The 24,529-nt window shown below is 32.6% G+C and carries 19 protein-coding genes; 15 read left to right on the forward strand and 4 right to left on the reverse strand.

Annotated features, from left to right (window positions below; genetic code table 11):
- Positions 1 to 10 precede the first annotated feature (10 nt).
- From QM746_RS05695 to QM746_RS05750, 12 genes are all read left to right on the forward strand, one after another.
- Positions 11 to 1,567, forward strand: coding sequence for a RagB/SusD family nutrient uptake outer membrane protein (locus QM746_RS05695; RefSeq protein ID WP_414983332.1), 1,557 nt, complete (start codon positions 11 to 13; stop codon positions 1,565 to 1,567).
- 75 nt (positions 1,568 to 1,642) lie between these two features.
- Complete coding sequence (locus tag QM746_RS05700) at positions 1,643 to 3,184, forward strand: alpha-N-arabinofuranosidase (RefSeq protein ID WP_414983333.1); 1,542 nt, start codon at positions 1,643 to 1,645, stop codon at positions 3,182 to 3,184.
- An 11-nt stretch (positions 3,185 to 3,195) separates the two neighbouring features.
- Complete coding sequence (locus tag QM746_RS05705; protein ID WP_414983334.1) at positions 3,196 to 4,692, forward strand: arabinan endo-1,5-alpha-L-arabinosidase; 1,497 nt, start codon at positions 3,196 to 3,198, stop codon at positions 4,690 to 4,692.
- 22 nt (positions 4,693 to 4,714) lie between these two features.
- Positions 4,715 to 5,707 (forward strand): arabinan endo-1,5-alpha-L-arabinosidase, encoded by a 993-nt coding sequence (locus QM746_RS05710; protein WP_414983335.1) that lies wholly within the window; start codon positions 4,715 to 4,717, stop codon positions 5,705 to 5,707.
- A 12-nt stretch (positions 5,708 to 5,719) separates the two neighbouring features.
- Positions 5,720 to 7,711, forward strand: a complete 1,992-nt coding sequence (locus QM746_RS05715; RefSeq protein WP_414983336.1) for a glycoside hydrolase family 127 protein — start codon at positions 5,720 to 5,722, stop codon at positions 7,709 to 7,711.
- A 5-nt stretch (positions 7,712 to 7,716) separates the two neighbouring features.
- Complete coding sequence (locus QM746_RS05720) at positions 7,717 to 9,705, forward strand: alpha-L-arabinofuranosidase C-terminal domain-containing protein (RefSeq protein WP_414983337.1); 1,989 nt, start codon at positions 7,717 to 7,719, stop codon at positions 9,703 to 9,705.
- A 117-nt stretch (positions 9,706 to 9,822) separates the two neighbouring features.
- Complete coding sequence (locus QM746_RS05725) at positions 9,823 to 11,517, forward strand: ribulokinase (protein ID WP_414983338.1); 1,695 nt, start codon at positions 9,823 to 9,825, stop codon at positions 11,515 to 11,517.
- Between the two features lie 53 nt (positions 11,518 to 11,570).
- Positions 11,571 to 12,266 carry an L-ribulose-5-phosphate 4-epimerase gene (locus QM746_RS05730; protein WP_414983339.1) on the forward strand — a complete coding sequence of 232 codons (696 nt, stop codon included), beginning with the start codon at positions 11,571 to 11,573 and terminating at the stop codon, positions 12,264 to 12,266.
- 28 nt (positions 12,267 to 12,294) lie between these two features.
- Positions 12,295 to 13,806, forward strand: coding sequence for an L-arabinose isomerase (araA, locus tag QM746_RS05735; RefSeq protein WP_414983340.1), 1,512 nt, complete (start codon positions 12,295 to 12,297; stop codon positions 13,804 to 13,806).
- A gap of 154 nt (positions 13,807 to 13,960) precedes the next feature.
- Entirely contained in the window at positions 13,961 to 15,136 is a 1,176-nt protein-coding gene (locus QM746_RS05740; protein ID WP_414983341.1) for an aldose epimerase family protein, read from the forward strand.
- Positions 15,137 to 15,140: 4 nt separating this feature from the next.
- Positions 15,141 to 16,916 (forward strand): sodium:solute symporter, encoded by a 1,776-nt coding sequence (locus tag QM746_RS05745; RefSeq protein ID WP_414983342.1) that lies wholly within the window; start codon positions 15,141 to 15,143, stop codon positions 16,914 to 16,916.
- Between the two features lie 10 nt (positions 16,917 to 16,926).
- Positions 16,927 to 18,840: a glycoside hydrolase family 97 catalytic domain-containing protein gene (locus tag QM746_RS05750; RefSeq protein ID WP_414983343.1), complete on the forward strand. Its 1,914-nt coding sequence runs from the start codon at positions 16,927 to 16,929 to the stop codon at positions 18,838 to 18,840.
- A 25-nt stretch (positions 18,841 to 18,865) separates the two neighbouring features.
- Here the strand turns inward: QM746_RS05750 and QM746_RS05755 are convergent, their stop codons facing one another.
- The 4 genes from QM746_RS05755 to fsa all read right to left on the reverse strand — a co-directional run bounded on the left by QM746_RS05755 (position 18,866) and on the right by fsa (position 22,388).
- Complete coding sequence (locus QM746_RS05755) at positions 18,866 to 19,672, reverse strand: HAD family hydrolase (protein ID WP_414983344.1); 807 nt, start codon at positions 19,670 to 19,672, stop codon at positions 18,866 to 18,868.
- A gap of 220 nt (positions 19,673 to 19,892) precedes the next feature.
- Positions 19,893 to 20,849, reverse strand: a complete 957-nt coding sequence (locus tag QM746_RS05760) for a transketolase family protein (protein WP_414983345.1) — start codon at positions 20,847 to 20,849, stop codon at positions 19,893 to 19,895.
- 13 nt (positions 20,850 to 20,862) lie between these two features.
- On the reverse strand, positions 20,863 to 21,711 hold the full coding sequence (locus tag QM746_RS05765) for a transketolase (RefSeq protein WP_414983346.1): 849 nt from the start codon (positions 21,709 to 21,711) through the stop codon (positions 20,863 to 20,865).
- A gap of 23 nt (positions 21,712 to 21,734) precedes the next feature.
- Positions 21,735 to 22,388, reverse strand: coding sequence for a fructose-6-phosphate aldolase (gene fsa, locus QM746_RS05770; protein WP_414983347.1), 654 nt, complete (start codon positions 22,386 to 22,388; stop codon positions 21,735 to 21,737).
- A gap of 171 nt (positions 22,389 to 22,559) precedes the next feature.
- On the opposite strand from fsa, the gene QM746_RS05775 reads away from it, so the two are divergent.
- The 3 genes from QM746_RS05775 to QM746_RS05785 are packed head-to-tail and all read left to right on the forward strand — an operon-like array spanning position 22,560 to position 24,506.
- Positions 22,560 to 23,732 carry a thioredoxin family protein gene (locus QM746_RS05775; RefSeq protein WP_414983348.1) on the forward strand — a complete coding sequence of 391 codons (1,173 nt, stop codon included), beginning with the start codon at positions 22,560 to 22,562 and terminating at the stop codon, positions 23,730 to 23,732.
- A 1-nt stretch (position 23,733) separates the two neighbouring features.
- On the forward strand, positions 23,734 to 24,297 hold the full coding sequence (locus tag QM746_RS05780; RefSeq protein WP_414983349.1) for a DUF3575 domain-containing protein: 564 nt from the start codon (positions 23,734 to 23,736) through the stop codon (positions 24,295 to 24,297).
- A 2-nt stretch (positions 24,298 to 24,299) separates the two neighbouring features.
- Complete coding sequence (locus tag QM746_RS05785) at positions 24,300 to 24,506, forward strand: hypothetical protein (protein ID WP_414983350.1); 207 nt, start codon at positions 24,300 to 24,302, stop codon at positions 24,504 to 24,506.
- Positions 24,507 to 24,529: the final 23 nt, after the last annotated feature.

Below are 24,529 nucleotides of genomic sequence, written 5' to 3' on the forward strand. Positions count from 1 at the left end.
ACTTTAAATTATGAAAATTAAATATATATTAATTGCGACAAGCATATTTTCTCTTAGTGCTATTTCTTGTGTGCAAGATTCTGATTTAGATCAACATGACCCAAATACCACTACAGAAGCAAATTTTTGGAAAACAGACGAAAATGCTCTAGAAGGTGTAAACGCAGTTTATCAAGCATTATTATATGAAGGAACTTATATGAGAAGTACCCCATTATTATTAGACTCTAAAGGAGATGATATGAAAAGCGAATCTCCTTGGGCCGCTATGTACAATACTGGTAAATTTACCACCAATGTTGCAGACGAATCAATTTATGGTTGGGCATTTAGAGAATATTATCAAGGAGTTTATAGAGCCAATCAAGTACTGAAAAATGTACCAAATATTAATTTTGAAAATGCTCAGTTAAAAGAAAGAATTATTGGACAGGCTTATTTCCTTAGAGGTTTGTATTTTTATCATTTGGTAAAATTATTTGGAAGAGTTCCATTGCCATTAGATACAGAACTTTATCATTCTCAAAAAACAGTAGACGAAGGCTGGGCACAAGTGATTTCAGATTTTAAAGAAGCGGCTAGCAGATTACCAGTTACTTATGATGATGTTACAGGGTTGGATAAAGGAAATACAGGTAGAGCTACAAAAGGAGCAGCACAAGCATATTTAGGGAAAGCATATTTATTTACTAAAGATTATGCAAATGCAAAAATTCAATTTGAAAATGTGATTAATTCAGGAGCTTATTCATTAGTAGCAAATTATTCTGATAATTTTACAGATGTTAATGAGAATAATTCTGAATCTATTTTTGAAATTCAATTTTCTAGAACATTAGGAGGTGCAGATTTAGGATGGATTGGTGCTCCAGGTTCAAGCTGGGGTAAATATTCTGCAAGAGCTGTAACTTATGGCCCTCCGGGATTTGGTTTCAATGATATGCAACCTACAAAAGCATTATTTGACGAATTTCAACAAGAAAAAACAACTACTGGAGATGTAGACCCTCGTTTAGACGCTACCATGTTTTATAATGCACCACACGTAAAACTATACGGAGTATTATTTTCTCAATATTATGCAAATAACACAGCTTTGTTAAACGGATATTACAGCAAAAAATACGAAAATTCTGATGGTAGATTTGCTAATGAATATGACTGGCGTTCAGGTGTTAACGAAAGATTGATGAGATATGCAGACGTATTAATGATGTATGCAGAATGCCTTAATGAATTAGGTTCTACACAACAAGCATACACATTTATTCAAAGAGTTAGAGACAGATCAAAATTGCCAGATTTAGCTACAGTAAAGCCTAATATGACACAAGCTCAAATGAGAGATCAAATAGCTCACGAAAGATTTTTAGAGTTTGCTTGCGAAGGACATAGATTTGATGATATTAGAAGATGGGGATGGTTACAAGATGCTTCTAAACTATCTTGGTTACAAGCAAGAGATACCGAATTTACTACCTATTCTACAGGAAGAGAATACTATCCAATACCATTATCTGAAATTGATAATAATCCTAATGGAGTTACTCAAAACCCAGGATGGTAAATAAAAAATAAAACCCGTTGCCCAGATAATTTAGGATTAATTTTATTCTGGGCAACATTTCAAAAAAAATTTTGTATGAATATCAATAAATTTTTAAAAATTTCAGTATTAGTTTGTGGCTCAATAGTAACGGCGCAAACAAAATCTACCATTTCCGTAGATACCAAACAGCCTTCATCCATTATTAGTAAACATATTTATGGGCATTTTGCAGAACATTTAGGAAGAGGTATATACGATGGTATTTACGTAGGGGAAAATAGTAAAATTCCTAATTCTAATGGTGTTAGAAAAGATATTATTAATGCACTAAAAGAATTGAAAATTCCTAATTTAAGATGGCCAGGAGGTTGTTTTGCAGATACTTATCATTGGAAAGATGGTATTGGACCTAAAAACCTTAGACCAACCATTGTTAATAACTGGTGGGGAGGTAATACTGAAGACAATTCATTTGGAACTCATGAATTCTTAAATCTAGCAGAAGAACTTGGTACAGAACCTTATTTAGCTGGAAACGTAGGTAGTGGCGAAGTAAAAGAATTATCAGATTGGGTACAATACACCGGTAAAGATACCAAAAGCCCTATGACGGATCTTCGTAAACAAAACGGACGAGATAAATCTTGGAATGTGAAAATTTGGGGTGTAGGTAACGAAATGTGGGGCTGCGGTGGTAATATGGCACCAGAATATTATGCAAATTTGTATAAACAGTATGCTACATTTATGACTGATTGGACTAACTCTGATAAACTTTTTAGAGTAGCATCAGGTGCAAATGTAGATGATTACCATTGGACAGAAGTTCTAATGCGTGATATTCCTAGAAATATGATTGAAGGAGTGGCTTTACATTCTTATTCTTTCGTAAAATGGGACCAAAAAGGAGATGCTGTAGATTATAATGAAGCGCAATATTTTGCAACCATGAAAACAGCTCTTAAAATGGACGAATTGGTTACAAAACATAGCCAAATTATGGATAAATACGACCCGGAAAAGAAAACTGCACTTGTAGTAGACGAATGGGGAGGATGGTATGAAGTAGAAAAAGGAACAAATCCAGGATTTTTATATCAACAAAATACCATGAGAGATGCAATGATTGCTGGTGTTACTTTAAATATTTTTAATAACCATAGTGATAGAGTAAGAATGGCTAATTTGGCTCAAACTGTTAATGTTCTTCAGGCAGTAATTCTTACTAAAGGAGAAAAAATGATACTTACTCCAACTTATCATGTTTTGAATTTGTATAAAGCTCATCAAGATGCAAAATTAATTCCTCTACAGATTGAAAGCCCAGAATATAAATTAAATGGCGAAAGTTTGAAGGCGGTTTCGGCATCAGCATCAGAAAAAGATGGGGTAGTTACTATTTCTTTAGTGAATATTGATGCTAAAAATACAGTAGAAACATCTATTAATCTTAAAGATTTTTCTAAAAAAGTATTTACTGCCAAAATTATTTCTTCACCTAAAATTCAAGACCATAATACATTTGATAATCCAAATGTTATAGAGCCTAAAGAATACAAAAAAATTAAAACAACCAAAGATATACTTACAGTAGAAGTACCTCCTTTTTCTGTGGTTGTGCTAACTTCTAAATAAATTATTGCCTTATGAAAAAATTATTTTCACTTATAAGACTTCCTATTTTAGTAGTAATTGCGTATTTCGTAATGTTTTCTTGCAGACAGCAAGAATGGGTGCCCGAAAATACACCTACAGATACTAATGCTGTAGGAGAGAATTCTAATTTCAATGCCATTACAGATACATATTATGATGTAGCACCTATTACCTATGTTACAATGTGGGGATATAGAAATGTACACGATCCGTCTATTTTAAAAGTTGGAGATACATATTATTGTTATAGTACAGATGCCGCTTTTGGTACAGATATTAAACCAGGTATACAAGTTAGAAAATCTAAAGACCTTATCAATTGGGATTTTGTAGGCTGGGTTTTTGATGGGCTTCCAAAAATGGGTTCAGATTTTATAAAACAGAATGGTGGGACTCCCTTTAATGCTTTATGGGCTCCTTACATTAATGTGGTAAACGGAGAATATAGGCTATACTATTCTTTATCTTCGGCTAATCCTAGATTAAGTTGTATTGGTCTTGCTACATCTAGCTCTCCTACAGGTCCTTGGACAGAGAAAGGAATAGTTGTAAGATCTTATGCTAATAATTCTGTTGGCACTAATGCTATAGACCCTACAGTTCTTATTACAGAATCTGGAAGACATGTTATGTACTATGGTTCTGCTTGGGATGGTATTTATAAATTAGAGCTTAATCCAACTACAGGATTAGCGCAAACAGACTTAGACAAAGGTACTCGTATTGCTCAGAGAGCTTCTACTGGTGGTAAAATAAACGGAAATATTGAAGGTCCTGAGATTATTTACAACCCAGAGCAAAAAAAATATTATCTTTTCATCGCTTATGACTGGTTGCAGACTAAGTATAACGTTAGAGTTGCTAGATCAGACAGCCCAGATGGTCCGTTTGTAGATTATAATGGAGTAAATGTAAATAATAGAATAGATGCTTCTCCAATGATTATAGCGCCTTATAAATTCAATAATCATTCGGGTTGGCAAGGTGTTTCGCATCCAAGTGTTTTCAAAGGAGATAATAATCAATATTATATTGCTCATCAAGGAAGACCTGGCGAAAATAGCTATTTTATGGATCTTCATGTAAGAGAGTTATATTGGACTAAAGACGGTTGGCCAGTTGCATCACCAGAAAGATATGCTGCTACTACTCAAACTACAATACAATCTTCGGATTTAGCAGGTAAGTACGAACAAATTGTATTAGGATATAGAACGGTACCAGGCTATGATGCAGAGCAAACAAGTCCAGATTTTCAAACTTCATTCAATACTGTTTTAGACACTGCGGGTACAATTAATGGAGACGCAAACAACACATGGTCTTATTCAGCACCTTATCTTACTCTTTCATGGGCTAATGGTGCATTCAAAGATGTATTTGTTGTAAAACAAGGAAGAGATTGGGAAAATAAAGTTTCGAAAACCATTCTTTTAACAGGAATGAATCAATTCGGAACTTGTATTTGGGCAAAAAAATTACAATAAATTTCAAAATTTAGACTAAAAGATGAAATTTTTTTCACTATTAGGATTGTTTTTCATGTTTGGGGTTTCTTTCGGACAGACTGCTAAACCCCTTTTTGAAACATACGTACACGATCCTGTTGTTATTAAACAAGATAATCGTTTTTATCTATTCTGTACAGGTAATGGAATTACTGTTTATTCTTCTAATGATTTGAATAATTGGAAACCCGAAAATCAAGTGTTTGATAAAGCTCCAGAATGGACTAAAAATGTGGTTGTAGATTTTAAAAATCATATTTGGGCCCCAGATATTAGTTTTCATAATGGGGAGTATTATCTTTATTACAGCGTTTCATCTTTTGCGAAAAATACATCTGCTATTGGTGTTGCTACTAATAAAACATTAGATAGTAAAAGTAAAAATTTTAAATGGGTAGATCATGGCATTGTTATAGAATCTGTTCCTAATAGAGATATGTGGAATGCTATAGACCCAAATCTAATTTTTGACGAAAACAATACACCATATTTGTCTTTCGGTTCTTTTTGGAGCGGATTAAAATTGGTAAAACTCAATAAAAATCTAACTTCAATTGCAGAGCCACAAGAATGGCATACAATAGCTAAGAGAGAACGTTCTTTCAAATTAGATGACAAAGAGCCTGGAGATGCGGCTTTAGAAGCTCCTTTTATCTTTAAAAAAGACGGTTTTTACTACCTATTTGTTTCTTTTGATTTATGTTGCAGAGGAAAAGATAGTACCTATAAAGTGGTAGTAGGACGCTCTGAAAAAATTACAGGACCTTATGTAGATGATAAAGGAATTGCCATGAATGAAGGTGGAGGAAAATTACTTATAGAAGGTAATGAAAACTGGTTTGGAGCTGGGCATAACTCTGTTTATAGTTTTGATGGTAAAGATTATATTTTCTATCATGCTTACTATGCTCATAAAAACGGATTTCCTGTAGGACAAAAAAGCGAATTAATATGGACTAATGGTTGGCCTTCATTGCTTAATCCATTAAAATAAATACTCTTCAAATTGAAAAATACAGCATTTTTATTTGTTTCAGCTTTAGTGTTAACTATAGCATCGCAATGTGGCTCTAATAAGACAGTCTCTGAAAATTCAGTTTATAACCTCGAGTACAAAAATTCAGATTATAAAATAGAACAAGTTGAGGTAAAAGATGTTCACATTAATGATAAGTTTTGGCTGCCAATCATTCAAAATGTTCAAAAAAAGACTATTGCCTACGCCATTGAAAAATGTAATGAAGAAGGCAGATTTGATAATTTTTTAATTGCTGGAAAAGTAAAACAAGGAACCGTAAGAGGACAAATGCCTTTTGATGATTCTGATGTTTATAAAATTATTGAAGGAGCATCTAATTCTCTTATCAGTTCGCCTAATAAAGAATTAGAATCTTTAGTTGATAGTTTAGTTACAATTATTAAAATTGGGCAAGAAAAAGACGGATATCTTACCACTTGGAGAACCATTAATCCTGCAAAACCACCGGCTCCTTGGGTAAAAGTAGATAAAGGTGTAAGATGGGAATATATGAATATGAGCCACGAAGAATACAATGCAGGACATTTGTATGAAGCTGCAGTGGTGCATTATAAAGCTACGGGTAAAAGAAATTTACTAGATATAGCCATTAAAAATGCAGATTTATTTGTAAAAACTTTTGGAGATGATGAAGGCAAAATCTTAGCTGTTCCTGGGCATCAAATTATAGAAACAGGTCTTATTAAATTATATGGAGTTACAGGTAACAAAAATTATCTTACACTTTCTAAATTTTTCTTAGACCATAGAGGAGACCCTAGAAAAAAAGAAAATTTTGGAGCTTATGCTCAAGATAGTATTCCTGTTATTCAACAAAGAGAAGCTGTGGGACATGCCGTAAGAGCAGTATACATGTATGCAGGGATGACGGATATTGCCGCTATTTATCATAATAAAGATTATCACGAAGCTATTGATGGTATTTGGGATAATATGGTAAATAAAAAAATATATGTTACAGGAGGCATTGGTGCAAGACATGATGGTGAAGCTTTTGGTAAAAACTACGAACTTCCAAATCTTACCGCTTATAATGAGACTTGTGCTGCTATCGGAAATATTTATTGGAACCAAAGAATGTTTAATCTTTCTGGTGATAATAAATATATAGATGTAATAGAAAAAACATTGTATAATGCAGTAATCTCTGGTATCTCACTTTCCGGAACAGAGTTTTTCTATCCTAATCCTTTAGAGTCTGATGGAATTTATAAGTTTAACAGAGGTTCTTGTACGCGCCAATCTTGGTTTGATTGTTCTTGTTGTCCTACCAATTTAATAAGATTTATTCCTTCAATACCCAATCTTATCTACGCACACGACAAGAAAAATGTTTTTGTAAACCTTTTTGTAGGAAGCGAAGCCAATGTTTTAATAAATGGTAACAAAGTAAAAATAGCTCAGGAGACAGAATATCCGGTTAATTCTAAAGTTAGAATTACTATAAGTGCAGATAAATCTTCTCCGTTTTCTCTTAAAATAAGAATCCCTAGTTGGGCAAGAAACGAGGTTTTACCAGGTAATTTATATTCTTATCAAGTTAAAAATCAATCATCTTTTGATTTGAAAATTAATGGAACCAAAGTTTCTCCACTTGTAAAAGAGGGGTATATTATTCTAGACAAAAAATGGAGTAGCAAAGATGTTATAGAATTGAATTTTCCAATGAATGTACAAACTATTGCTACCAATGCATTGGTTAAAGAAAACATCGGAAAAACTGCAATTTCTTACGGACCGTTTATTTATGCTGTAGAAGAAATAGACAACAAAGCTAATTTTGATTTGCTTAAAATTGATAAAGCATCTCAGTTTAAAGTTACTTATCAACCCAACTTATTGAAAGGAATTAATGTAATAAATTTCAATACAGGAAACGAAAGTTTCACCGCAATACCTTATTACGCTTGGGCGAATAGAGGTGTAAATAAAATGAAAGTTTGGATACCCAATAAATAATTACAATGAATAATTTAAAAAAAATATTACTTAATATAGCTGTTGCTTCTTTTTCTTGTGGATTGGTTTCAGCGCAAAATATTAATCATACATTAGAATTAAATGGTAAAAATACCAACATAAAAATTCAGCCAACAATGTATGGTATCTTTTTCGAAGATATAAACCAAGCTGCTGATGGCGGTTTATATGCAGAACTGGTTAAAAATCGTTCTTTCGAATTTTATAATCCATTAATGGGATGGTTACAGCCAAAAAGTGATGTTCATTCTGAAAATAAAAATTCAGGATATGCAAATATTATTGACGAAATAGGCAATACTAACCATAATTATGCACGTATTACCATTAATAATGCTAACAATTATGAATTAATAAACGAAGGCTTCAAAGGAATTGGCTTGCATCAAAATGCTAAGTATAATCTTTCTTTTTCGTCTCAAAATATTTCAGGAGAAGTACAGTCTGTAAATTTTGAACTTTTAGACGAAAAAGGAAATTCTGTAGCAAAAGAAACAGTTGCCATTAATAATGTTGAGTGGAAAAAATACAATACAGTACTTACTTCTTCTAAAACTGTAGAAAAAGGCAAATTAAAAATTACTTTCAATGGAAATGGAGTGGTAAATATGGATATGATTTCTTTATTTCCGCAAGAAACTTGGAATAATAGACCAAATGGTTTAAGAAAAGATTTAGTACAAAAGTTATATGATTTGAAACCAGGATTTTTACGATTCCCTGGCGGTTGTATTGTAGAAGGAAGAAATCTTGCAGAAAGATATCAATGGAAAAAAACAGTAGGAGAAGTTGATAAAAGAGAAACCCTTATCAATAGATGGAATACAGAATTTTCTCACCGTCCGGCTCCAGATTATTTTCAAACTTTTGGTTTAGGGTTTTACGAATATTTCCAATTAGCCGAAGATTTAGGAGCTTCGCCTCTTCCAATTTTAAGTTGTGGTATTGCTTGCCAATTTAATACCGGAGAATTGGTGCATTTGGAAGAGTTAGAACCTTATATTCAAGATGCTTTAGATTTAATTGAATTTGCTAATGGAGATGCTAAAACCACAAAATGGGGAGCTTTGAGAGCAGAAATGGGACACCAGAAATCTTTCAATTTAACCATGATTGGCGTTGGTAACGAACAATGGGGGCCAGATTATATAGAAAGATATAAACTTTTTGAAAAAGCAATTCATAACAAATATCCTGATATTAAAATTGTTTCTGGTAGTGGCCCATTCCCAGACGGAGAATATTTTGATTATGGATGGAAAGAACTTAAAAAATTAAATACACAGTTTGTAGATGAGCATTATTATAACTCGCCAGAATGGTTTCAAAAAAATGCAACCAGATATGATAAATATGATAGAACAGCTCCAAAAGTTTTTGCTGGCGAATATGCTGTGCAAACTGTAGCAATAGCAAGTCCAGATAATAAAAATAGTTGGGTTACAGCGCTTTCAGAAGCTGCTTTTATGACGGGCTTAGAAAGAAATGCAGATGTAGTTTATATGACGTCTTATGCACCTTTATTTGCACATGCTGAAGGTTGGCAATGGACACCAGATTTAATTTGGTTTAATAATTTGTCTTCATTTGTAACGCCTAATTATTACGTTCAGCAATTATTTTCTAATAATAAAGGTACAGACCTTATTTCGATTAACGAAAACGGAAAACCTCTTGTAGGGCAAGATAAATTATATGCATCTGCTGTAGTAGATAAAGTAAAAAAACAAACAATTATTAAAATTGTAAATACAGATTCTATTAGCAAAGATTTAAAAATTAATACTCAAAATATTAATCTAGGAAATGTAGCAGAGATTATTACTTTAAAAGGAAATGATTTAACCTCTGAGAATAATTTTTCTAACGAAAACATTAAACCTGTACAAGAAAAAATAAAAATCAATAAAAAGAATTTTTCAATTAAGATTCCATCTAATTCGCTTATTCTAGTTAAGGTTTCAAACCTTTAATTTTGAGTGAATAATGATATATCTCAGATTGCAAACAAATAAGTGTAAATATTACATTTATTAATAAATCAAATATTATATTTGTATAATAAAATTCTTTAAATACTTATATCAATTATGAAAAAATATGTCATCGGATTAGACTACGGAACAGACTCTGTAAGAGCCGTACTAATCGATACCGATAATGGTACAGAACTAGCATCTAGCGTACATTATTATCAAAGATGGAAAGAAGGTAAATTCTGTAGTCCTAGTGTAAATAGATTTAGACAACATCCTTTAGACCATATTGAAGGATTAGAAAATACAATAAAAACGGTAGTTGCCGAAAGCAATATCAATCCAGAACAAATTGTGAGTATTTGCATTGATACCACTGGTTCTTCACCAATTCCGGTAAATAAAGAAGGCGTTCCGTTATGTATGACTCCTGGTTTTGAAGAAAATCCCAATGCAATGATGGTTCTTTGGAAAGACCATACCTCAATTGCAGAAGCCGAAGAAATTAATAATTTGGCTAAATCTTGGGGCGGTGAAGATTATACAAAATTTGAAGGCGGAATTTACTCTTCAGAATGGTTTTGGGCAAAAATTTTACACATCAACAGAGAAGACGAGTTGGTGAAAAATGCTGCATATAGCTGGTTAGAACATTGCGATTTAATGACTTTTATCCTTTCAGACCAAAAAGATTTAGATTCATTCAAAAGAAGTAGATGCGCAGCTGGTCATAAATCTATGTGGCACGAAAGCTGGGGAGGCTTACCTTCTAAAGAATTTTTAGAAAAACTAGACCCTTCTTTGGCAGAACTTAGAGATAGATTATACCAAAATACTTATACTTCAGACGAAATTGCAGGTAATTTAAATGAAGAATGGGCTAACTTATTAGGTCTTACTACCAATACAGTAATTGCTGTAGGTACTTTTGATGCACATTCTGGCGCTGTAGGTGCTAAAGTTGATGAAAATGTTCTTATCAGAATTATGGGAACTTCTACTTGTGATATTATGATTGCTCCAAATGATGTAATAGGAACTAATACTGTAAAAGGAATTTGCGGACAAGTTGATGGTTCTGTAATCCCAGGTTACATTGGGCTAGAAGCTGGTCAATCTGCATTTGGAGATGTTTTGGCTTGGTACAAAGATGTTCTAATGTGGCCTGTTAATAACGTTTTACTAAAATCTGATTTAGTAAGTGCAGAACAAAAAAATGCTCTAAAAGATGAAATTGAAAACAATCTGATTAGAGTTCTTACTTATGAAGCAGAGAGCATACCTTTATCAGATGCAGTTCCAATTGCATTAGATTGGATTAATGGTAGAAGAACTCCAGATGCTAACCAAGAATTAAAAGCAGCACTTAGCAATCTTTCTTTAGGAACAAAAGCTCCTCATATTTTCAAAGCTTTGGTTAATGCCATTTGTTTTGGTTCTAAAAAAATTGTAGACCGTTTCGAAGAAGAAGGGGTAAAAATAAACAAAGTGATTGGTATTGGTGGTGTTGCCAGAAAATCTCCATTCATTATGCAAACTTTGGCTAATGTACTTAATATGCCAATTGTGGTAGCTAAGTCAGACCAAGCACCAGCTTTAGGAGCAGCCGTTTACGCAGCAGTTGCCGCAGGAATTTATCCTACAGTTGTAGAAGCAAGCCAAAAAATGGGTTCAGATTTTGAAGCAGAATATTTTCCTCAGGTAGACCAAGTTAAAATGTATTCTGAATTTCTGGAAGAGTATAGCCAACTTGCAAATTTTGTGGAAAATAAAATTAAATCAAAAAAATTATCAATGGTTAATGATTAAGAATCAATCTCATTTCCATTGAGTTATCAATTAACAAATAATAATTATCAATTATGATTTATAAAGAACTTCAAAGAGAATGCTACGAGGCAAATATGCAATTAGACGCTTTAAAATTAGTGGTTTATACTTTTGGCAATGTGAGCGCAGTAGACAGAGAAAAAGGAGTTTTCGCAATAAAACCAAGCGGTGTTCCTTATGCTGATTTAAAACCAGAAGACATGGTGATTTTGGATTTTGATGCAAATATTATCCAAGGAAAACTAAGACCATCTTCTGATACCAAAACCCATGCTTTTCTTTACAAAAACTGGGAAAATGTAGGAGGAATTTCTCATACTCATGCAATTTATTCGGTAGCTTGGGCACAATCTCAGTTAGATATTCCAATTTTTGGAACTACACATGCAGATCATCTTACTACAGACATCCCATGTGCGCCTCCAATGAGAGATGATTTAATTGAAGGAAACTACGAACACAATACAGGAATTCAAATTCTAGATTGTTTCAAAGAAAAAGGTTTGTCTTATGAAGAAGTAGAAATGGTATTGGTAGGAAATCACGGGCCTTTTACTTGGGGCAAAAATGCAGATAAAGCGGTTTACAACAGCAAAGTTTTAGAAACCATTGCAGAAATGGCTTATCTCACACGTCAGATTAATCCTAACGCACCTAGACTTAAAGATTCTCTTATTAAAAAACATTACGAACGTAAGCATGGTAAAAATGCATATTACGGACAATAATTCTTAAAATATTTAAAATAAATACATCATGTTAGTAAATTTAGATACCAAAAAAATTTGGTTTATTACAGGAAGCCAACATCTATACGGAGAAGAAACTCTAAAACAAGTAAAAGAACATTCAGCAGAAATCGTTAAAGGTTTCAATAATTCGGGTAAAGTAGTTGTAGAAATTCTTGATAAAGGTCTTGCTACAACTACTGCAGAAGTTACCAAACTTCTTTCGGATGCCAATAACGACCCTCAATGTATTGGTGTAGTTGCTTGGATGCATACTTTTTCTCCTGCAAAAATGTGGATTAATGGACTTACACAATACAAAAAACCACTTTGCCATCTTCATACTCAATTTAATGCAGAGATTCCTTGGGATTCTATTGATATGGATTTTATGAATCTTAATCAATCTGCACATGGAGATAGAGAATTCGGGCACATGGTAACAAGATTGAGAATCAAAAGAAAAGTAATTGCAGGACACTGGAAATCTGAAAAAGTTCAAGAAAAATTAGGCGTTTGGTCTCGTGTTGCACTTGGTTGGGACGATTGGCAAGGTGCTAAATTTGCTAGAATTGGCGATAACATGAGAGAAGTAGCCGTTACAGAAGGAGACAAAGTAGAAGCTCAAGTTCGTTTTGGGTTTTCTGTAAATGGATATGATTCTTCTGATGTTGTAAACGAAATAAAAGCTTTAGAACCAACAAAAGTAGAAGCTTTGGTTAAAGAATATGAAAGCTCTTATAACCTAATGCCATCATTATTAGAAGGTGGCGAAAAAAGAGAATCTCTTTATGAAGCTGCAAGAATAGAATTAGGCTTAAGAGCATTTTTAGAAAAAGGAGGCTTCAAAGGATACACCGATACTTTTGAAAATTTAGGAGAACTTCGTCAGTTACCAGGTATTGCTTCTCAAAGATTAATGGCAGACGGTTATGGTTTTGGTGCAGAAGGTGACTGGAAAACAGCAGCCTTACTTCGTGCTTCTAAAGTAATGAATATTGGTTTAGAAAAAGGTACCTCTTTTATGGAAGATTATACGTATCACTTTGGAGCAGAAAAATCTTATAATCTTGGCTCTCACATGTTAGAAATTTGTCCAACAATAGCAGATGATAAACCAAGTTGTGAAATTCATCCTTTGGGAATTGGAGGTAAAGAAGACCCTGTAAGATTGGTTTTCAACGGAGCAAAAGGACCAGCAATCAATACAACTTTGGTAGATATGGGCAATCGTTTCAGAATGATTGTAAACGAAGTAGAAGCAGTAGAACCTTTGGCAGATTTACCAAAATTACCTGTTGCAAGAGTATTACAAGACCCTAAACCAAATTTAGAAATTTCTACAGAAGCTTGGATCTTGGCAGGAGGTGCACACCATACTGTATATAGCCAAGCTCTTACAACAGAATATATGGAAGATTTTGCAGAAATGGCTGGTATTGAATTACTTGTGATAGATGCTGATACTAACATTCGTGAGTTTAAAGATAAACTTAATTCTAATGAAGTTTATTATCACTTGTTTAGTAATAAATTGTAAAAATTGGTTTTAATTTGAAATAGGAATACTCCCTTTCGTAATTTTACGAAGGGGGTATTTTAAAAAAAATATATTGAAATATTTTCCTAAAACTATTTTAAATTAGCAATTCGGAAAAAAATAAAAACAAACTAACAAATCACTCATTTAAAATATGAAAACGATTAAACTTTTAGCTCTATTCCTTGTGACTTGTTTAGCGTTGTTAAACTGTAAAAAACAGGAAACAAAAGAAAACATGAAAGAATCAGCCCAATTAGAAGCTACCCAAAACGAAATTAGCAAAGCTTTCTACGGAAAAACATCTGATGGTAAAGAAGTAGATATCTACACTCTTACCAATAAAAATGGAATGAAAGTTCAGATTATTAACTATGGAGCAATTATTACTTCTCTTACAGCACCAGATAAAAATGGTAAAATGGAGGATGTTGTATTAGGATATACCAAACCAGAAGACTACTTTAATGGTAATCCATACTTTTTTGGAGCACTTATCGGTAGATATGGCAACAGAATTGCTAATGCTAAATTTACTTTAGACGGAAAATCTTTCGAATTAAATAAAAATGATGGAACTAATCATTTACACGGTGGTAAAGAAGGTTTTTATTCAAAATTATGGACCGCAGAACCAATTGAAAATGCTAAAAACCCATCTTTGAAATTAACATATACAAGCGAAGATGGCGAGCAAGGTTTCCCTGGTAAATTAGTTACTACCGTAATTTATACTTTAACAGATGAGAATGCTCTAGAAATAGATTATGAAGCTACAACAGACAAAAATACTATTGTAAATCTTACGCAGCATTCATATTTTAATTTATCTGGTAAATTTACTCAACCTATTACAGATCATGTTTTGCAACTTTCTGCAGACAAATTTATCCCAGTAAATAATGTTTTAATTCCTACTGGCGAGTTAAAACCAGTTGCTAATACTCCTTTTGATTTTAGAACTCCAAAACTTGTAGGAAAAGATATTAATGCACAAGACGAACAAATAAAAAAAGGAAATGGATTTGATCATTGTTGGGTTTTAAACGGTAAAGGTCTTAGAACTATCGGTACATTATTACACCCAGAAAGTGGTAGAGTAATGGAAGTAATTACAGACCAACCAGGTGTACAATTTTATTCAGGTAATTTTCTTGATGGGAAATATGATACTAAAACAGGAGGTAAAAACGAATTTAGAACAGGTTTATGTCTAGAAACACAACATTATCCTGATTCTCCTAACCAACCAACTTTTCCATCTGTAGAATTAAAACCAGGAGAAAAGTATCACACAAAAACAATTTATAAATTTTCAGTAAAAAAATAAGGTCATGAATTGGAATTCACACGAATTTATTTGGCTCGACTGGCTCATTATAGCAGTAGGGATTTTAGCCGTTTCTTATGCTGTATGGCGTGCAATACAAAAAGATAAGCGCTCTCAGGAAGGGGCAGATAGCGAAGATTATTTGTTTGGGAAAGGCGAACCTTGGTATATTATTGGTGCCGCTATTTTTGCAGCTAATATTGGGTCAGAGCACTTAGTTGGTCTTGCGGGTACTGGTGCAAAAGCAGGTGTTGGTATGGCACACTGGGAAATGCAAGGTTGGATGATTCTCCTTTTAGGATGGCTTTTTGTTCCTTTTTATCAATTAATGAACAATAAGTTAGGGAAAATTATTACCATGCCAGATTTTTTGAAAAATAGATACACTCCAGCTACAGGTTCTTGGCTTTCTATTATTACACTTATTGCTTATGTACTTACAAAAGTGAGTGTAACTGCATTTACGGGTGGTATTTTTATGGAAAGTTTATTAGGTCTTCCTTTTTGGTATGGCGCAATAGGACTAATTGTATTAACAGGTGTTTTTACTGTTTTTGGTGGAATGAAAGGTGTTATGACACTTTCTGCAATACAAACGCCTATTCTTATTATCGGTTCTTTTTTAGTTCTTTTCTTAGGTTTATCTGCATTAGGAGATGGTAATGTTGCTAATGGATGGACTGCAATGATAGATTATGCCAAAACACTCAATGTAGGAAAAGACGGAGTTCCTTATGGTACTAATCACATGTTTCACTTTCAAACAGGAGACCCTTTTTATGATGATTATCCAGGATTTTGGGTTTTTATAGGTGCTTCAATTATTGGTTTTTGGTATTGGTGTACAGACCAGCATATTGTACAAAGAGTTCTTGGACAAACAAAAGGAGAAGCTAATGATGTTGTAATGAAAAGAGCAAGAAGAGGAACTATTGCTGCTGGTTATTTCAAATTATTACCTGTTTTCATGTTTCTTATTCCTGGGATGATTGCCATAGCATTACAAAGTAAAACTGGCTCTGGGTTTGATATGGGATATGTAATTAAAGACGGTAAATCTGTCCTCAATACAGATGCAGCATTTGGTGCAATGGTAAAATTTGTTTTACCTGCTGGTGTAAAAGGTATTGTAACTATAGGTTTTATATCTGCTCTGGTTGCTTCTTTAGCTGCTTTTTTCAACTCTTGTGCTACTTTGTTTACAGAAGATTTTTATAAACCAATGTTCAAAGGTAAATCAGAATCTACTTACGTAATGGTTGGTCGTTTGGCAACAGTAGTAGTAGTAGTTCTTGGTATTATTTGGATTCCTATTATGCAAAGTTTAGGAAGTTTATATGATTATTTACAAGGAATTCAATCTTTATTAGCTCCAGCTATGGTTGCTGTATTTGTCTTAGGAATTTACTCTAAAAGAATTACTCCTAAAGCAGGAGAAGCTGGTATGATAGTCGGTTTTGTAATTGGTATGTTGAGGTTATTAACCAATATTTTTACCAATACAGGTAAAGACGAAATGACAGGTTGGTTCTGGGAAGCTACCACATGGTTCTGGAAAACCAATTGGCTAATTTTCGAAATATGGTTGTTGGTATTTATTATGCTAATGATGGTAGTGGTTTCTATGTTTACACCCAAACCTACAGAAAAACAGATTGATGCCATTACATTTACAGGAGATTATAAGGCTCTTATTAGAAAAAGCTGGGACAAATGGGATGTTATTGCTTCCCTAGGAGTAGTAGTGTTATGTGTATTATTTTACTGGTATTTCTGGTAAAAACAATATAATGAAAAAAATTATTTTTATCTCAAATTTAATGCTGATGACCATATTTGGTTGTCAGCATTTTTTGGCTCAAACAGTAATTAGTTTAGATAAATCTATTAAAGTTACTTTTGGTGTCAATGCAAAGAAGCATCCTTATTATTTTATAACAAAGGATAATAAGTTGGTTATAGATTCCTCAGAAATAGGAATTATGAGAGAAGATGCAGATTTTTTTAATAATATGATTTTATTAAAATCAACATCTAAGACTGTAGAAGATCACTATCAAATGCTTCATGGTAAGAAAAGAGATATACATTACAAAGCCAATCAAAGAATTTTTTCTTTGAAAAATAAAGATGGCTTGCTATTGGATGTAGTTTTCAATGTTTCTAACGATGGAGTAGCTTTTAGATATCAATTTCCTGAAATTTCGAAAGAAAAAAAAATCATAAAAGAAGAGATTTCTACATTTAAGTTTAACCAAAGTAGCAAGGCATGGTTACAGCCAATGTCTAAAGCCAAAACAGGATGGTCTGATACCAATCCGTCTTATGAAGAATATTATTTGTCTAATATTTCTTTAGATACTAAATCTCCAATTGGTGAAGGCTGGGTTTTTCCTGCACTTATAAAAACTAATGATTATTGGGTGTCTTTATCAGAAACAGATTTAGGAAAAAATTACTGTGCCTCTCATTTAAATTTTGATAAAAAATTTAATGCACTAAGATTAGTTTTTCCTCAAAAAGAAGAAATCTTTACTAATGGAGCTCTTTTGCCAGAAGCTATTACACCTTGGGAAACCCCATGGAGAATTATAGCAATAGGTAATTTAAAACAAATTTATGCATCTACATTAGGTACAGATTTGGCAAAACCTCAAGTTTCTAAACAAACAGAATTTGTAAAACCTGGTATTTCTTCTTGGAGTTGGGGTTTGTTAAAAGATGATTCTGTAAATTATGAAACATCTAAAGAATTTATAGAATATGCCTCTAAAATGCATTGGCCATATTGTCTTATTGATGCAGATTGGGATAGGCGTATTGGTTGGGACAAAATTAAAGAACTCATCATCTATGCCAAACAAAGAAATGTAAAATTAATTTTATGGTACAATTCGGCAGGCGATTGGAACAAAACACCTTATACTCCTAAAAATAAATTCTTAACCAAAGAATCTCGTGAAGAAGAATTTAAAAAATTACACGAAGAAGGAATTGCTGGTGTTAAAGTAGATTTTTTTGGAGGAGACGGACAATCTATGATTTCTTACTATCAAGATATTCTAGAAACAGCACTAAAATATAAAATTCTTGTAAATTTTCATGGAGCTACTATACCAAGAGGTTGGCAAAGAACATATCCTAATTTATTAACTGTAGAAGCAATTAAAGGGCTAGAGTTTATTACTTTCGAACAAATTAATGCCAATGAAGAGCCTCATCACGCCACTATAATTCCATTTACAAGAAATCTGTACGACCCAATGGATTTTACGCCAATGGTTTTAGATTCAATTCCAAATATTAATAGAGTTACTTCAAAATCTTTTGAACTTGCTTTGCCTACTATTTTCAATTCTGGAATTCAACATTTGGTAGAAACACCTCAAGGTATGGCAAAAATGCCAGAATATGTTATCAATTATTTGAAAGATATACCTGTTTCTTGGGACGAATCAAAATTATTGATGGGTTTTCCGGGTAAAGAAGTAATTGTAGCAAAAAGAAGAGGTAAAGATTGGTTTATTTCTGGGATAAACGGAGAAAATATTGCCAAACAATTCGAAATAGATTTAAGTTTTATCAACAAAAAAGGCTACATCATAGAAGATGATGGCAATAAAAGTTTTAAAACAAAAAGTATAGATTCTAGAAAAATTAAGGTTAAGATTGAACCTTATGGAGGTTTTGTAATGAAATTCTAATTATTTATCATAAGAACCAGCTTCGTTAAAGCTGGTTTTTTTGTAGATATTCTTTAATAATTTCAATAACGCCAAAATCATTATTAGAAGGAGCCAAAAAATTAGCTTTTTCTTTTACAGAAGGATGCGCATTTTGCATAGCAAAGCTATATTTAGCATTTTGAAGCATCTCTATATCGTTCATGTAATCTCCAAAAACAATGGTTTGGTCTGGAGTAATTTGCAATTCGTTTTGAAGAATGCCTAGCGCTTTTCCTTTATTGATGTTTTTGTTCATAATATCCATCCAAAATTCGCCAGAAACTACCACTTCTAAACCAAACTCTTCAAAATGTTTTAAAAAAGGATAAAGATTTTTTTCAGAACCTTCAGGATGATAAATCGCAATTTTGAAAGCCGTATCATCAATCATTTCGGTTAAATCATTAATTTTTTTGTTCTTAATGTAATATTTGGTGAAAAAATCTACAAAATTTTGGTCTTCCGTTTCATAATAAGCATACTTTTTAGCTGAAAGAACAGCTCTAGCACCAGAAATTTCTCTAACCGTTTTTATAATTTCAACAATGTGCTGATGTTGCATTTTATCAGCAAGAATTTCTTCATTTTGATAAACTACATAGCCGCCATTTTCTGCTATAAATCCTATTTCGTGTTCAATATTTTGAAAATATTTTGTAATTCCTGCCATTTGTCTTCCACTAGCAGGCACAAATTTTATATTTCTTTTTTTTAGTTCTTCAAATACTTTTGGAAATTCTGGACTGATTTCGTAATTAGAATTAAGAAAAGTACCATCCATATCGGTTACAATAAGTTTAATATCCGTCATTAATTAAATTTTTATTAGAGTTGCAAATTTAGTGACTTCAATTTTACTGTAAAAATTAAAGCACCAGCTAATTTACTGATGCCTTAATAAACAAATTGAGTATAAACGTGAACATGAATTTTTTTTATTCTATTCTTTTATAATGATTGTGTTTTTAACAATCTTCCTTTTTTTAATTAGAAGATATTTTAACTAAACAATTTGTAAAAAGATATAGAAATTATGCTTTTCTTTCGATAACTTTTTTAACAGCCTTTACGATAGCATCGGCATTAAGTCCGTATTTTTCCATTAATTGTTCAGGCGTTCCACTTTCTCCGAAGCTATCGTTTACCGCCACATATTCTTGCGGAGTAGGAAGTTCTGTAATTAAAAGTTGAGCAACACTGTCTCCTAAACCACCTAATTTATTATGTTCTTCGGCAGTAACCACACAACCCGTTTTCTTTACAGATTTTAAAATAGCATCTCTGTCTAAAGGTTTAATCGTGTGAATATTGATTATTTCCGCATCTATGCCTAGTTCTTCTAAGATTTCTCCCGCTTTTATAGCTTCCCAAACCAAGTGTCCTGTAGCAACAATCGTTACATCTTTTCCTTCGTTTACCATCCAAGCTTTTCCGATTTCAAATTTTTGATTTTCATCTGTGAAAACTGGGATTACAGGTCTCCCGAAACGCAAGTAAACCGGACCGTGATGCTCTGCAATAGCAATAGTAGCTGCTTTGGTTTGATTATAATCACAAGTATTAATAACCGTCATCCCTGGAAGCATTTTCATTAATCCAATATCTTCTAAAATTTGGTGAGTAGCACCGTCTTCACCCAAAGTAAGACCGGCGTGAGAAGCGCAAATTTTCACATTTTTATCAGAATAAGCTACAGATTGACGAATTTGGTCGTAAACTCTGCCTGTAGAAAAATTAGCAAAAGTACCAGTAAAAGGAATTTTCCCGTCTGTAGCTAAGCCCGCAGCAATACCAATCATATTAGCTTCGGCAATACCAATTTGGAAAAAACGATTAGGATTTTCTTCAATAAATTTCTCCATTTTAAGAGAGCCAATTAAATCTGCACATAATGCCACCACATTTTGGTTGGTTTTTCCCAGTTCAGCTAAGCCAGCACCAAAACCAGATCTGGTATCTTTTTTTTCTGTGTAAGTATATTTTTTCATAATAGAATTCGTATTAATAATCTCCTAAAGTTTCTTCTAATTGGTCTAAAGCACGTTTCAATTGCTCGTCATTAGGCGCTTTTCCGTGCCAAGCGTGAGTTCCCATCATGTAATCTACACCAGCTCCCATTTGAGATTTTAATAAAATACCAATCGGTTGACCATGGTGAGCTAAAGATTTAGCTTCGTCTAAAGTTTTTAGAATTTCTTCCATATCATTACCATTTTCAACTTCTAGAACTTTCCACCCGAAAGCTTCAAATTTAGCTTTTAGATTTCCTAAAGAAAGCACTTTAGAAGTAGGGCCATCTATTTGTTGACCATTATAATCTACCGTTGCAATTAAATTATCTACTTTATTATGAGCAGCATACATTAAAGCTTCCCAGATTTGTCCTTCTTGTAATTCTCCATCACCATGAAGTGTAAAAACCAAGCTAGAATCATTGTCTAATTTTTTACCTAAAGCATGTCCAATAGCAACAGACAATCCTTGCCCAAGAGAACCCGAAGCTACTCTTACACCTGGTAAACCTTCGTGCGTGGTAGGATGTCCTTGTAATCTGGAATTCAGTTTTCTAAAAGTAGCCAATTCGCTTTTATCAAAATATCCTGCATGTGCTAAAACACTGTAAAACACTGGCGAAATGTGCCCATTCGAAAGGTAGAAAACATCTTCGCCTTTACCTTTAATATCAAACCCAGGATTTCTTTTCATTTCGTCAAAATAGAGCGCAACCAAGAAATCTGTACAGCCTAATGAACCTCCAGGATGCCCAGATTGACAAGCGTGAACCATTCTAACAATATCTCTTCTTACTTGTGAAGCAATATTTTTTAGTTTTGTAATATCGTGTGACATATAATTTTGAATTTAAAAAAAGATTAAATCATTTTTTGAGAATCTTTGATGAATTGTTCTAAACCGCTATCAGTAAGAGGATGTTTCAATAAAGAAAGAATAGGTTGAAGCGGACAGGTTACTACATCTGCACCAATTTTAGCACAATTGATGATGTGCATACTGTGTCTTACAGAAGCTGCTAAAATTTGAGTTTGATAGTTATAATTATCAAAAATTAGTCTTATTTCTTCAATTAAGTTGAGGCTATCGGTAGAGATATCATCCAATCTTCCTAAGAAAGGAGAGACATAAGTAGCACCAGCTTTAGCAGCCAAAAGTGCTTGCCCTGCAGAGAAAATCAAAGTACAATTGGTTTTGATTCCTTTGTTTGAGAAATATTTTAGAGCTTTTACACCGTCTTTAATCATCGGTATTTTTACCACAATATTAGGATGAATTTTCGCAAGAGTTTCGCCTTCAGCAATCATTTCTTCGTAAGTTGTAGAAAGAACTTCAGCCGAAATGTCGCCATCAACAATGTCGCAAATATCTTTATAATGCTGAAGAATAGCTTCGTTTCCGCTAATGCCTTCTTTTGCCATTAAAGAAGGATTGGTAGTTACGCCATCCAAAATTCCTAAATCATTGGCTTCTTTAATCTGCTCTAAGTTAGCAGTGTCTATAAAAAATTTCATAAGATTATTTATTTTTAAATTTAAGTGTTAAAATTACACTTAAAAAAAATAACAAACAAATATTTTATTATGAAATATGTTAGCTAATTTTTTTTGATTTATTTTTCTATCTCGTATTACTATTTTCAAGGCTTATTTTTATTTTTTATCTTCGTAGCTCAATTCTAAAATATGTACAGATTTTTTAAAATTTTCTTTTTCTTATTTTCAGCTTGTTTTTTTGCACAAGATGGAATTAAATTCGAGAATGATACCTTTCAAAATATATTAAATAAAGCCAAAAAAGAGAATAAATTGGTTTTTATGGACGCTTATGCTTCTTGGTGTGGACCGTGTAAATTATTAGAAAGAAACGTATTTCCTGTGAAAGAAGTGGGAGATTATTACAATGCTAATTTTATCAACTCTAGGTTTGATATGGAAAAAGGAGAAGGAAGAGATATAGCAAGAAAATATGGTATAAATTCTTTTCCATCTTTGTTGTTTCTGAATGGTAATGGAGAAGTGGTCTTCAAAGGATTGGGCTATATGGAAGTTTCAGATTTTATTAGTATGGGAAAAGATGTTCTAAACCCAGAAAATAAATTGGAAAAAAGAATAGAAAAATTTCATGCGGGAGAAAATAATCCAGAGTTTCTAATGAAATTAATGAAAGATACTTCTCAAAATGATTTCGTTTTTGCTCAGAAAGTTTCAGAAAGATATTTTAAAGCAATTGAAAAAAATGAGTTAACGAAAGATGATGCAGGTATTTTGTTGTACTTTACGAAGAGTACAGATGATGAAAATTTTAAAATTTTTGAAAAAAGAAAGCCAGAACTACTCAAAATAATTCCAGAAAACGTATTGAACGATTTCGAAAAGCAGTTGAGATTAACTACCATTATTCAAAAATCTATTGATTATACTAACGTTAAAATTGATAATAATTATTTGGTGACAGAAGCGACGAAGGTAATTGGTGATAAAGATGCCAAAATTTTATCTAGCAAGCTTAGAATGGATTTTTATTTCAATAATAAAGATTTTTCAGAATACGAAAAAGCAGCGATAGAATACTATGAAGTTCCAGCAGATTTCAGTGCCGAAGAGCTTAATAAAATTTCTTGGGATTTCTTTTTGTATGTTAGCAATCCTAGTTCTCTTCAAAAAGCTGTAGATTGGTCTTTAGAAGCTATTAAAAAGCAAGAAGATAATATCAATACAGATACTTTAGCAAGAATTTATTATAAATTAAATGATAAAAAAAATGCTAAAAAATGGGCAGAAAGGTCTATAGAATTGGCAAAAAAGAATAATGCGGAATACACCTCCACAGAAGAATTGTTGAAAAACTTAAAATAATATGAGAAGATTTTTTGGGATTTTAGTAATCGTTATTTCATTATTTTTTTCTCAGAAAATAAGTGCTCAGACTTTTGTCAAAATTAATTTGGCAGGTTTGCCAATCGGAATGATAAACGCTGGTGCTGAAGCCAAAATTGCTAAACATTTTACTTTACAACCAGAATTTTTTATTTCTCCTTGGGAATCTTTTTTCGGGAATAAACTTCAGATTTATAACTTTAATTTAGAAGGTAGATATTATTTTAAAAAAAGTTTTGAGCATTTCTATGTAGGTACAAATCTCGGAATTGCCTTTTTCGATTTACAAAAATGGAATTATCTTAATACTAATTCTTACCAAAGAGGTTATAGTATTTTAATGGGAGTTACTTTTGGCTATCAATATCAACTAAAAGAGCGCTTGAATTTAGATTTATACATTGGTGGAGCAAATTCTCAGGGTTTTTATCACGGTTATAATATGGTAAATGGAGAAAGATATGAAGAGAAATCTCCTTGGAATAGAAGTGGCGAAATGATACCCTATAAAATTGGTGTAATGCTTTCTTATAAATTAAAATAATAATGGAAATAAAAAATTTTAAATTTTTAGTTGTAGTAATTATAACGTTCATCATCGTTTTTCTCATGAATTATTTGGGAAATACTAGACCAGATAAGCTACAAACAGCTACTATGAATGGAGTTGCGGGAATGATTGGAATTACTATCGGAATGTTTTTCTATAACCGAAGTAAAAATGATAAAAATCCGCCACAACATTTCGACTAAATAAAGAAAAAGCAACCAAAATT

The sequence above is a fragment of the Cloacibacterium sp. genome, assembly GCF_047601505.1.
In the GTDB taxonomy this organism is placed as follows: Bacteria; Bacteroidota; Bacteroidia; order Flavobacteriales; family Weeksellaceae; genus Cloacibacterium.